Origin of the sequence: Rhodobacter capsulatus (genome assembly GCF_005144475.1) — a bacterium.
GTDB lineage: Bacteria > Pseudomonadota > Alphaproteobacteria > Rhodobacterales > Rhodobacteraceae > Rhodobacter > Rhodobacter capsulatus_C.
Map to the genome: position 1 here is coordinate 1 of NZ_SWJZ01000057.1, position 11,906 is coordinate 11,906.

An 11,906-nucleotide genomic window follows, 5' to 3' on the forward strand; every position below is an offset into this window, starting at 1 on the left:
GCCGCCGCCCTGCCGGTGGCCGGGATCGCCCCGGTGCTGGCGGGCCTGCGCGGGGCGCTCGCCGCGGCGCTGCCGGAAGAGGCCGCGCTGCCGGTGCTGGATCTGCGCGCCGACGACGCGACGCGGGCCTTTGTGTCCCGCCCCGATCTGGAGGCTCTGGCGCGGGCCGGGGTGGTGACGCCCGATCACGTCATCCGCACCAAGGGCGAGGTTCTGGTGCTGCGCAAGGACGCGCAGACGCCCGAGCGCATGCGCGCGGCGGTCACCGATTACGTCACCCGCTACCGCGCCTATTTTGACGCCAACAAGGCGCGCTTTGGCGGTCAGGTGGCGATGCTGAACCCGATGCCGGGGCTGATCTGGCTGGAAGGGATCGGCGCGGTCGGTGCCGGGGCGGATGCGAAGGCCGCGCGGATCGCGGCCGATATCGGCAGCCAATCCGCCCGGGTGAAGGCGGATGGTCCGGTGGCGGGCGGGTTCCGCTCGATTTCCGACGCGGACCTGTTCGACATGGAATATTGGCCGCTCGAGCTGGCGAAGCTGGGCACGGCCAAGGCGCCTGCGTTGCAGGGCCGGGTGGTGCTGGTGACGGGCGGCGCGGGGGCGATCGGTCTGGCGACGGCCGAGGCTTTCGCGGCCTTGGGCGCCGCGATCTTCATCGTCGATCGTCCCGGCGAGGGGCTGGAAAAGGCGGTGGCATCGCTTGGCCGCGATCACGCCGGGCATGGCTGCGACATCACGCAACCGGGCGCGGCGGCGGCGGCGGTGGCGGCCTGTGCGGCGCGGTTCGGCGGGCTCGACATCCTTGTCTCGAACGCCGGGGCGGCGATCACCGGCGATATCGCGACGCTGGACGAGCAGGTGCTGCGCGGCAGTTTCGAGCTGAACTTCTTCTCGCATCTGGCGTTTTCGCAAGCCGCCATCGCGCTTTACCGGGCGCAGGCCGCCGGGCGGGGCACGCGGGGTGCCGAGCCGGGGCAGATCCTGTTCAACGTCAGCAAACAGGCGGTGAACCCGGGCAAGGGCTTTGCGGCCTATGGTTTGCCGAAGGCGACGAGCTTCTTCCTGTTGCGGCAACTGGCGCTGGAACTGGGCCCCGAAGGGATCCGGGTCAACGGCATCAACGCCGACCGGATCCGGTCCGGGCTGCTGACCCCCGAGATGATCGCGGCGCGGTCCTCGGCGCGGGGGATCGACGCGGGGACCTACATGGCGGGGAACCTGCTCAAGGCCGAGGTCGAGGCGCGGCATGTGGCCGAGGCCTTCGTGGCGCTGGCCCGGGCCGAGCGCACGACGGCGCATGTGATGACGGTGGACGGCGGCAATATCGAGGCCGCGCTGCGCTGAGGGGGCATTTGACCGAGGCCATCGCCTCGGTCATGCGCAACAGAAAGCCCCGGGGCCGCCGGGGGCCCAAAGGCCCTCGGCCAGCGCCCGCCCCGCCCATGGCGGGCGCTTCTCGCCCGCCGGGGCAGGCGCCGGCCTCTGCTGTGCCTGGGGAAACGGTCTTGTGACGTCGGCTGCGCTGCGGGCGGGGAAAGGCAGTGCCTTTCCTGATCCGCCCGAACCCTGTCAGGTCGCGATCAGCAATTCGATGCCGCGGGCCTCGAATTCCTTGGCGTCCTTGTCGGAAATCCCGTCATCGGTGATGAAGGCATGGATCACCGCCAGCGAGCCCAGCCGGGTGAAGGAGCTTTTGTTGATCTTCGAGCTGTCGGCGACCAGATAGACCCGCGAGGCCGCGCGGATCATCGCTTCCTTCAGCTGCAGATCGGCGAAGCTCGGATAGGTCAGCCCGGCATCCAGCGCCACCCCTGCGGTGGCCAGAAACAGCTTTCCGGCAAAGATGTTGCGGAAGTAATCGACCGACTTGTCGCCCGAAAGCGACAGCGTCGGCGCCTTGAACTGCCCGCCCGGCATGTGCACCGCGAACCCCGGCACCGAGCCGAGGATGATCGCGATATTGAGCGCATTGGTGATCACCGTCAGATTGCGCCGCGTCACCAGCCGCGTCGCCACCTCGGTCGTCGTCGTGCCCGCATCGAGGATGATCGTCTCGCCGTCGCTGACCAGCGAGGCCGCCAAGGCGCCGATCAGCCGCTTCTTGTCCATGTTGTCCTGATGATGCAGCACCAGCCCCTCGGCGCGCGAGGACGGCGCGTTCAGAAACGCGCCGCCATGTTCGCGGGTGATGAACCCCTCGGCTTCGAGCTTTTCCAGATCCTGCCGGATCGTCGCCTCGGAGACCTGAAACGCCACCGCCAGATCGCGCACCCGCGCCGAGCCTTCTTCCTCGATCCATTCAAGGATGCGACGCCGACGCGGCTCGGACAGGAGACCGGCCTTGCTGTCGTCACGGATCGGAACGGGTTTCGTGGACACGGGGTTCGCCTATCGGTTGCGGGTTGCGGAAACGTCAGGGATGCCTCGGACCTCCTTAGGGGCGGGGGCGGGGCCGGTCAACGGCCCATTCGTCAGCGGCCAAGCGCGGCTTCCTGCTGCAGCGCCACGCGGGCCTGCAACCGGCTTTGCGCCTGATCGATGACCACGGCGGCAACGATGACAAGGCCCTTGATCACCGTCTGCCAGAACGACGACACGCTCATCATCACAAGCCCGTCCGACAGGATCGAGATCACGAAGGCGCCGACGATGGTGCCGCCGATCTTGCCGCGCCCGCCCGAGAGCGAGGTGCCGCCCAGAACCGCCGCCGCGATGGCGTTCAACTCAAACGTCTCGCCCGTCGCCGGATGCGCCGCCTGCAACTGCGAGGCGATGATCAGCCCGACGATGGCGGCGCAAAAGCCCGAGAACATGTAGACGAAAAGCTTGACCCGGTTGACCTTGACCCCCGACAGCGCCGCGCCGCGTTCATTGCCGCCCACCGCATAGATGTGACGGCCCAAGGGCGTGCGCCTGGCGATATAGGCGGCGATCAGCCCCACCGCCATCAGCATCCAGATCTGCACCGGCAGGCCGAGGAAGGTGCCCGCGCCGATCGCCGGGAAACTGTCCGAGCCATAGTCCGGATTGCCCGAGAGGTTCGGGAAGGTCCGCCCGCCCGAGGACAGAAGCGCCGCGCCGCGGGCGATGTAAAGCGTGCCCAGCGTGGCGATGAAGGGGGCGACGTTCAGCTTGGTGATCAATATCCCGTTCACGAAGCCCACGAAAACGCCGACGCACATCACCAGAAGGGCGATTTCCAGCGTGTTGAACTGCATCGTGCCCATCGCGCCCAGATCGACGCCGTAAAGGATCAGCCAGCCCGAGACCATGGCGCAGAGCCCCACGGTCGAGCCGACCGACAGGTCGATGCCGCCGGTGATGATGACGAAGGTCATGCCGATCGCCAGAAAGGCGGTCAGCGCGGCATGTTTCGCCACGATCACGCTGTTGGCGACCGACAGGAAATTCGGCGCCATGACGGCGAAGAAGCCGAAGACAAGCAGCAGCGCGACATAGGTCCGGGCCTGCAGCAGCGTCAGCAGCAAAGGCGAGCCCGGCGCGGAGGTGGAGGGGGAAGCGGCACTCATGCGGCGATGTCCTTCGAATTTTGCGCAGCGGGGACGGTGGTGGCCGAGATCACCTTCGCGGCTTCGGTGCCGGAGGGGAACTCACCGGTCACGCGGCCCTGCGCCATGACGATGATGCGGTCGGAAAGGGCAAGAACCTCGTCGAGGTCCGAGGTCACGAACAAAATGCCCAGACCTTCGGCGGCCAGACGGCGCATGGTGCGGAAGACCTCGGCCTTGGCGCCGATGTCGATCCCGCGCGAGGGCTCGTCCATCAACAGCACCTTCGGCCCGGTCATCAGCGCCTTGCCGATGACGACCTTTTGCTGGTTGCCGCCCGAGAGCGACGAGACCGGGTTTTCCGGGCTCGCCACCTTGATCGTCAGCCGCTTGATGAAGTCGAGCGCGGTCTGCGCCTCGCGTTTCAGATCGAGGTGGAAGAGCTTCGCGAAGCCGGGCAGCGAGGACAGCGTCAGGTTTTCCCGGATCGACATGATCTGGATCAGCCCGTCGCGCTTGCGGTCCTCGGGGATCAGCGCGATGCCGCGCGCGATGCGCCCGGGCACGTCGCGTTCGGTCAATGGCCTGCCCTCGACAAAGAACTTGCCGCCCGCATGCGGGTGCTGCGCCATCACGCATTCCAGAAACTCGGACCGGCCCGCGCCCATCAGCCCGTAAAGCCCGACGATCTCGCCCGCGCGGATCGACAGCGAGACGTGATCGACGGTGAAGCCGCCGCCCGCGCGGGGCAGGGCGATGTTTTCGGCGCGAAAGATCTCGGGGCCGAAATTCGCGACCTCGGAGCGGCCGTATTCTTTCGAACTTGACCCGATCATCGCCTGCACGATCCAGGGGATGTCGACGCCCTCCATGCTGCGCGCGCCGGTGATGGTGCCATCGCGCAGGACGGTGATGTAATCGCCGACCCGGATCAGCTCTTCGAGCCGGTGGCTGATATAGACGATGCCGACGCCCTGCGCCTTCAGCTCGTCGATGACGCGGAACAGCACCTCGACCTCGGCCGCGGACAGCGCCGAGGTGGGCTCGTCGAGGATCAGGATGCGGGCGTTCTGCGCCAGCGCCTTGGCGATTTCCACGATCTGCTGTTGCCCGATGCGCAGATTGCCCAAGGGCGTGTCGGGATGGATGTTCTGTTCGAGCCGCTCCATCAGCACCCGCGTTGCGCGCCGATGCGCCTCGATGTCGATGTCGATGCCGCCGCGGGTGGTTTCATGGCCGATGAAGATGTTTTCCGCCACCGTCAGGTTCGGAAACAGGTTCAGTTCCTGAAACACGATCCCGATGCCCGCCGCCACCGCATCGGCCTTGGTGCGAAAGCGCATCTCGCGGGAGCCGTTCGCGTCGGGCATGGTGATCGTGCCTTCGGTCATGTCCTCGACCCCGGCGATCAGCTTCATCAGCGTCGATTTGCCGGCGCCGTTCTCGCCCACCAGCACGTTGACCGCGCCCATGCGCAGATCGAAATCCACGCCCTTGAGCGCGCGGGTGCCGGGGTAAACCTTGACCGCCCCGCGCATCTTCAGCCCGATCGGATGCTGTTCCGTCATGGCAGCACCGTGAGCGCGATGGGGGTGACCAGCCATTTGTCAGAGGCCGTGCGCAACGAGAAAACCCCGGTAAAGGCGACGGTCTTGCCGGTCGGGTCCTCGGTGGGCACGGTCAGCCCCGCCGCGGCGCGGTCGTTCAGCGCCCGGCCAAGCTTGCCGAATTCCATCTGGTCGCGGAAGGCGGTGAAATCATAGATCTTCGGCGCCACATCGCGCAGCGCATTGCCCTTGATCACCGGGCCCAGCTGCAGCGTCAGATCCGCCGCGCCGTCGCCATCGGTATCGAGATCAAGCAGGCGCGCGCGCGTGCCAAGCTCGGCCTTGATGACCTTGCCCTGATCTTTCAGCGCGAAATTCCAGGGCGAGCCGTTGCCCGCGCCGCGCGCGCCGTAAGCCGCGCCTGCCTTGTCCAGCCCGGCGGCGATCTGGCCGCGCAGGGTGCTGGCGCTCTGCGCCTGCGCCGCGATCAGCGGCAGAAGCTTCGCCTCGTAACTCTCGGCCAGAAGCGTGGTGATGCGGGCCGCGTCGCCACTGGCATCAGCGGCGGGGGCGGCAGAGTTTTCCGCCGTTTTCGGCACGATCTTGCAGCCCGTGGTGCCAAGCGCAACCGCAAGGCACAGGGCCGTCACAATGGGGGATTTCATGGCCGTGGATCCTTTGGAATCCGGCGCGCCGAGGGATGTCGGCGCGCCGGGGACGGTCTGCGATCAGTTCGACAGCGCGAAGGTTTCAAGCTTCGCCGCATTGTCGGCGTTGATCAGCGCGCAATCCATCAGCTGCTTTTCGTCAACGCCGGTCGAGCCGGTTTTCAGGTATTTGTCCGCCTGTTCGACCGCCATCTGCGCCTGCGCATAGGCCGGTTGCAGGACGGTGGCCTTGATCCCGCCCTTCTTGATCGAGTCGCGCACGTCGTTCGAACCGTCAAAGCCGACCAGGACCACATCGGTCCGCCCGGCCGCTTCCAGCGCCGCCCAGGCGCCCATCGCCATCGTGTCGTTGCCCGAGATCACGCCCTTGATTTCCGGATGCGCCTGCAGCATCGATTCCATCACCGTATAGGCTTCGGTCTGCGACCAGTTCGCGGTCTGGCTCGCCACCAGTTTCAGATCCGGATACTGGTCGATGATGTCGTGATAGCCCTGCGAGCGGATGCCCGCATTGGTGTCGGATTCCTTGCCCAGAAGCTCGGCATAATCGCCCTTTTCGCCCATCAGCTTGACGAATTCCTCGCCGCCCAGCTGCGCGCCCTGGTAGTTGTTCGACACGATCTGGCTGACCGCGATCCCCGAGGCGGTGATTTCCCGGTCGATCAGGAACGAGGGGATGCCCGCATCCTTGGCCTTTTGCACCGCGGCCACGGTCGCATCGGCGCCGGCATTGTCGAGGATGATCGCCTTGACGCCCGCGGCGATGGCGCTGTCGAACAGTTCCGATTGCTTGTTGGCGTCGTCGTCATGCACCAGAACCATGGTGTCATAACCCAGTTCCTTGGCCTTCGCCGCCGCCCCGTCGGCTTCCGCCTTGAAGAACGGGTTGTCGTGGCTGGGCGTGATGATGGCGATCGTGTCCGCCGCGGCGGCGAAGCTCGGCATCACACCGGCCATGGCGACGGCCATCGCCGACACCAGAAGGCGTCTCTTCACGTTCATGGGTATCCTCCGTTATCGCGCGCCCCCCGACCGGGGGCGACTCCCCGACGGTGATCCTGCGCCCGGGCTTCGATTGTCGTCAAGTATTTTCGTTTCGCTTTCGATTATTTCGCTTGCTTTCGCAATAATCACATTCCCGCCCCTGAATATTTGCGGCCATTGCGGCGCTGCAGCAGGAATTTCTGCGAATGCATACTGATCTCAAGGGTTTAGTTTCTGTGGTCGCGCTGCAACCCGGCGCTTGCGTCACAGCTGCGACTCGTATTAAAACGAAGCAATCGAAAGTAATCGAAAGCAACCCGCGGGGCGCGCAACCGGGCCGCAGCGGGGCAGCGAATGTCGGGAGGAGAGACATGAGCCAGCATATCCACCGCAAGGTCACGCTGGGCGTGGTGATCGGCAGCCGCGCCTTTTTCAGCCCCGCGCCCTGCAAGGATGCCCGCGACGAGGTTCTGGCGCAGCTGGCCCGGCTTGGGGTGAATGCGGTGATCCTGCCCCATGAGGCGACGGCGAACGGTGCCGTGCAGTCGATCGCCGATGCCGAGCTTTATGCGAAACATTTCAAGGCACACCGCGACGAGATCGACGGTCTGGTGATCTGCCTGCCGAATTTCGGCGATGAAATCGCCATCGCCGAACTGGTCAATCGCGCGAAGCTGAACGTGCCGATCCTGCTGCAGGCCAGCAACGATGAAATCGGCAAGGTCGACGTTCATTCCCGCCGCGATGCCTTCTGCGGCAAGTTCTCGGTTGCCAACAACTTCTGGCAATATGGCGTGCCCTTCAGCGAAACCACCACGCACACCTGCGACACCTGGGGCGCGGAATTCGGCGCCGATCTGGAGCGCTTCGCCCGCACCTGCCGCACCGTGCGGGGGCTGCGCAACGCCCGCATCGGCGCCATCGGCGCGCGGACAAGCCCGTTCCAGACCATGCGGTTTTCGGAAAAGCTGTTGCAGGCCAGCGGCATGACCGTGGTCACGGCGGATCTGTCGGAACTGCTGCAGCTGGCGGGGGCGATTGACGACGCCGACCCGGATCTGGCCGCGAAGCTGACGAAGCTCAAGGCCTATGGCAAGATCCCGGCGCATATCCAGCCCGGGCAGATCCTGAAACAGGCGAAATGGACCCTCGCGGTCAACCGCTGGATCGAGGACAACGGCTGCGACGCCTCGGCCATTCAATGCTGGCGGTCTTTGCAGGACAATTTCGGCTGCGCCACCTGTGTCACCATGTCGATGATGGGCGAGGAGCTGCTGCCCTCGGCCTGCGAGGTGGACGTGATCGGCGCGGTCTCGATGTATGCGCTCGCCTTGGCCTCGGGCCAGCCCGCAGCGCTGCTGGACTGGAACAACAACTACGGCACCGAGCCCGACAAATGCGTCTGCACCCATTGCGGCAACTATCCGAAAAGCTTCATCGGGGACACGCCGGAAATCGGTGAACTCGATGTGCTGGGCGAGACCATCGGGCGGTCGAAATGTTTCGGCGCGGTCAAGGGCAAGGTGAAGGCCGGTCCGATGACCTATTTCCGGCTCTCGACCGATGACCGCAACGGCACGATGAAATGCTATCTGGGGCAGGGGGATTTCACCGATGATCCCTTCGGGATGGATGGCGGCATCGCCGTCGCCCATGTGCCCCATCTGCGCAAGCTGATGAAATTCGTCAGCCACAACGGCTTTGAACACCATGTCGCAATGGTGCGCGGCCATGTGGCCGATGTGCTGAACGAGGCCGTGGTCCGTTACCTCGGCTGGCCGATCTACCACCACGGGGGCGAGCCCGAGCCGCAGCTCTTCACCCCCCACCGTTTCTGACAGAGGATGCCATGACCCCGAAAACCGAAACCGTGGACCGCATCCGCGAAAAGGCGCTGTGGATGCGCCGGACCGCCTTTGCCATGGTGCACAAGGCGCAGCTTGGCCATCCGGGCGGCGATTTTTCCGCCATCGACATTCTGGCGACGCTTTATTTCGGGGTGATGCGCTACGACGCGACCCGCCCCGACTGGCAGGGGCGGGACCGCTTCATCCTGTCGAAGGGCCATGCGACGGGCGCGCTTTACACGGCGCTTTGTGCCGCGGGCTACTTCCCCGAGGGCTGGTTGCAGACCTACATGCAGCCGCGCTCGAAGCTGAACGGGCACCCGAACCGCAACTATCTGCCGGGGATCGAGACGAATACCGGCCCGCTCGGCCACGGCTTCCCGGTGGCGACGGGCATCGCGATTGCGGGGCAGCTGACCGGGGCCGATTACCGGACCTTCGTTCTGACCGGCGACGGCGAACAGCAGGAGGGCTCGAACTGGGAAGCGGCGATGACCGCGGGCTTCCGCAAGCTTGAAAACCTGACCCTGATCATCGACCGCAACCGGCTGCAGCAGGGCCAGTCGACCGAGGACACCACCGGCATGGAGCCGCTCGACGACAGATATCGCGCCTTCGGCTTCGAGGTCGCGGTGGTCGATGGCCATGATCTCGGCGCGCTTTACGACGTGCTGTCGGCCTCGCCGAAGGGCCGGGGCAAGCCTTTGTGCGTGATCGCCAACACGGTCAAGGGCAAGGGCGTGTCCTTCATGGAAAATCAGGCGAAATGGCACCACGCGGTGCCCGATGACGCGCAATTCGCGCAAGCGATGAAGGAGTTGGTGTGATGTCGCATGCTGCACCGATCAAGGCCGGTCTGGCCGATTGCCGCAACGCCTGGGTGGAAACGCTCGAAGCCTTGGCGGCCGAGGACGAGCGCATCGTCGCGGTGGTGAACGACTCGGTCGGCTCGTCGAAGCTGAACGGGTTTCAGAAGAAATTCCCCGACCGGCTGATCAATGTCGGCATCGCCGAACAGCTGATGGTGGGCGTCGCCGCCGGTCTGGCGAATGGCGGGCGCATCCCCTTTGTTTCGGCGGCGTCGTGTTTCCTGACCGGCCGGTCGCTGGAACAGGTCAAGGCCGATGTGGCCTATGCCGGGTTCAACGTGAAGCTGGTCGGTCAATCCTCGGGCGTGGCCTATGGCGAGCTGGGCGCGACGCATCATTCGATCGAGGATTTCGCCTGGCTGCGGGTGCTGACGCCGATCACCACCATCGCGCCCGCCGATGCCTGGGAAACCGCGCAGGCGGTGAAATGGGCGGCGGAGCACGACGGCCCGGTCTATCTGCGGCTCTCGCGCATGCCGGTGCCCGATCTGGATATCCCCGGCCGCAAGTTCACCCCCGGCAAGGCCGAGGTGGTGCGCAAGGGCGGCGACGTCACGGTGATCGCCTGCGGAACGACGGTGCATCTGGCGGCCGAGGCCGCGGACAAGCTGTCGGACAAGGGCCTTTCGGTAAGGGTTCTGAACATGGCCACGATCAATCCCATCGATGTCGAAGCGATCCTGGCGGCGGCGCGCGAAACCGGCGCCATCGTCACAGTCGAGGAAGCCTCGGTCCGCGGCGGCCTTGGCGGCGCGGTGGCGGAAATCACCGCGGGCGAATGCCCGGTGCCGGTCGAGCGGCTGGGCTTCTCGGGCTTCGTGCCCACCGGCTCGACCGAATGGCTGTTCGAGGAATACGGGCTTTCGGTCGCGGGGATCTCGGCGGCGGTGCGCAAGGTGCTGGCGCGGGTGTCGAAATGAGCGGGCCGCGGGTTCTGGCCATCGATCAGGGCACGACCAACACCAAGGTGTTGATCGTCGCTCCGGACGGATCGGTGCTGGCCCGCGCCGCGGCCCCGCTGGTGACCAGCTATCCGCAATCGGGCTGGGCGGAACAATCGGCCGAGGCGCTCTGGGCCTCGGTTCAGGGCGCGATCGCCGCGGCGGTCGGGCAGGTGTCGGGCGGCATCGACGCGATCTCGATCGCGAACCAGCGCGAGACGCTGGTGCTTTGGGATGCGGTGACCCATCGGCCGCTCTGCCCGGCGATGATCTGGCAATGCCGCCGCACCGCGGACGATTGCGCGGCGCTGGCGGCCACCGGCATCGGCCCGGAGGTCGCGGCGGCGACGGGGCTGGGGCTCAACCCGCTGTTTCCGGCCTCGAAACTGGCCTGGGCTTTGCGCAACATCCCCGCCGTGGCGGCGGCACAGGCGCAGGGGCGGCTGCGGGCGGGCACGGTCGATGCCTGGCTTTTGTGGAACCTGACCGGCGGCGCGTCGCATGCGACCGATCATTCGAACGCCGCGCGCACGCTGTTGTTCGACACCCGCACGCTGCGCTTTTCGCCCGAACTGGCGGCGATCTTCGCCGTGCCGATGGCCTGCCTGCCGCAACCCTTGCCCTCGGACAGCCTGTTTGGCGCCACCGCGGCCGGGGTGACGGCGCTGCCCGCGGGCGTGCCCATTCACGCGATGATGGGCGACAGCCATGCCGCGCTTTACGGCCATGGCGTGCGCGCGCCCGGCGCGGTGAAGGCGACCTATGGCACGGGCTCGTCGCTGATGACGCTGACGCCCGGCCGCGTCACCTCGCGCCACGGGCTTTCGGGCACCATCGGCTGGACCGACCGGCATGGCACCGCCTTTGCGCTCGAGGGCAACATCACCGTTTCGGCGCAGGCGGCGGCCTTCATGGCGAAGCTTTTGGGGCTGGCCGATGCCCGGGCGCTGTCCGATCTGGCGCAGACCGTGCCCGATGCGGGGGGCGTGACCTTCGTTCCGGCGCTGGCGGGGCTTGGCGCGCCGCATTGGACTGATGCCGCGCGCGGCACGCTGACCGGCATGAGCCATGCGACCGGCCCCGCGCATCTGGCCCGCGCGACCTTCGAGGCCATTGCGCAGCAGATCGCCGATGTCTTCGAGGCGATGCAGGCCGATATCGGTCATCCGCTGGCCGCGCTTTCCGCCGATGGCGGCGCCTCGGGGAATGACTTCCTGATGCAGCTGCAGGCCGATCTGATCGGCTGCCCGGTGCAGGTCGCGGCGCTGGAAGAGGTGGGCGCGATCGGCGTCGCCGCGATGGCGATGGCGGCGCTGGGCCACCGGCTGCCGCTGCCCGCGCCAAAGCCGCCGTTCCTGCCCGGTCTGAAACCGGCCACCCGCGCGCAGCATCGCCGCGCCTGGGCCCATGCCATCGCGCAGGCATCGCTGCCCGCGTGACCTGACGCTCAGGGCGCCCCATTCTCCTCCCCCGTGGCGCCGGGGCGTGGCGCCCCCCCCCAGATCGCGTGGGGGGGGCGGGCGGTGTCCGGGCCGGGG

General features: G+C 66.7%; 10 protein-coding genes. 5 read left to right on the forward strand and 5 right to left on the reverse strand.

The features are described from left to right. Nucleotides 1–1,347, forward strand: a 1,347-nt coding sequence (locus tag FBT96_RS13480; RefSeq protein ID WP_136907497.1) for an SDR family NAD(P)-dependent oxidoreductase, incomplete at its 5' end; no start/stop codon positions are given. 225 nt (nt 1,348–1,572) lie between these two features. Here FBT96_RS13480 and FBT96_RS13485 read toward each other — a convergent pair. The 5 genes from FBT96_RS13485 to FBT96_RS13505 form a co-directional block, all read right to left on the reverse strand. Further along, nucleotides 1,573–2,382 (reverse strand): DeoR/GlpR family DNA-binding transcription regulator, encoded by an 810-nt coding sequence (locus FBT96_RS13485; protein ID WP_081024390.1) that lies wholly within the window; start codon nt 2,380–2,382, stop codon nt 1,573–1,575. A 92-nt stretch (nt 2,383–2,474) separates the two neighbouring features. Continuing rightward, the gene (locus FBT96_RS13490) at nt 2,475–3,533 is read right to left on the reverse strand and encodes an ABC transporter permease (protein WP_136907499.1); all 1,059 of its coding nucleotides are present in this window, start codon (nt 3,531–3,533) and stop codon (nt 2,475–2,477) included. Beyond that, the gene (locus FBT96_RS13495; protein WP_136907501.1) at nt 3,530–5,080 is read right to left on the reverse strand and encodes a sugar ABC transporter ATP-binding protein; all 1,551 of its coding nucleotides are present in this window, start codon (nt 5,078–5,080) and stop codon (nt 3,530–3,532) included. Before FBT96_RS13495 ends, FBT96_RS13490 begins: the two co-directional genes overlap by 4 nt. Beyond that, complete coding sequence (locus FBT96_RS13500; protein ID WP_136907503.1) at nt 5,077–5,724, reverse strand: DUF2291 family protein; 648 nt, start codon at nt 5,722–5,724, stop codon at nt 5,077–5,079. Before FBT96_RS13500 ends, FBT96_RS13495 begins: the two co-directional genes overlap by 4 nt. A gap of 63 nt (nt 5,725–5,787) precedes the next feature. Next, nucleotides 5,788–6,729, reverse strand: a complete 942-nt coding sequence (locus FBT96_RS13505) for a D-ribose ABC transporter substrate-binding protein (RefSeq protein ID WP_136907505.1) — start codon at nt 6,727–6,729, stop codon at nt 5,788–5,790. Between the two features lie 353 nt (nt 6,730–7,082). Between FBT96_RS13505 and FBT96_RS13510 the strand changes: the two genes are divergently transcribed. The 4 genes from FBT96_RS13510 to FBT96_RS13525 are packed head-to-tail and all read left to right on the forward strand — an operon-like array spanning nt 7,083 to nt 11,807. After that, nucleotides 7,083–8,549: an L-fucose/L-arabinose isomerase family protein gene (locus tag FBT96_RS13510; protein ID WP_136907507.1), complete on the forward strand. Its 1,467-nt coding sequence runs from the start codon at nt 7,083–7,085 to the stop codon at nt 8,547–8,549. Nucleotides 8,550–8,560: 11 nt separating this feature from the next. Further along, a complete protein-coding gene (locus FBT96_RS13515; RefSeq protein ID WP_136907509.1) occupies nt 8,561–9,385 on the forward strand; it encodes a transketolase in 825 nt (274 codons plus the stop codon). Next, nucleotides 9,385–10,347: a transketolase family protein gene (locus FBT96_RS13520; protein ID WP_136907511.1), complete on the forward strand. Its 963-nt coding sequence runs from the start codon at nt 9,385–9,387 to the stop codon at nt 10,345–10,347. Before FBT96_RS13515 ends, FBT96_RS13520 begins: the two co-directional genes overlap by 1 nt. Beyond that, nucleotides 10,344–11,807 carry an FGGY-family carbohydrate kinase gene (locus FBT96_RS13525; RefSeq protein ID WP_136907513.1) on the forward strand — a complete coding sequence of 488 codons (1,464 nt, stop codon included), beginning with the start codon at nt 10,344–10,346 and terminating at the stop codon, nt 11,805–11,807. The genes FBT96_RS13520 and FBT96_RS13525 overlap by 4 nt, the downstream gene beginning before the upstream one ends. The last annotated feature ends 99 nt before the right edge of the window (nt 11,808–11,906 follow it).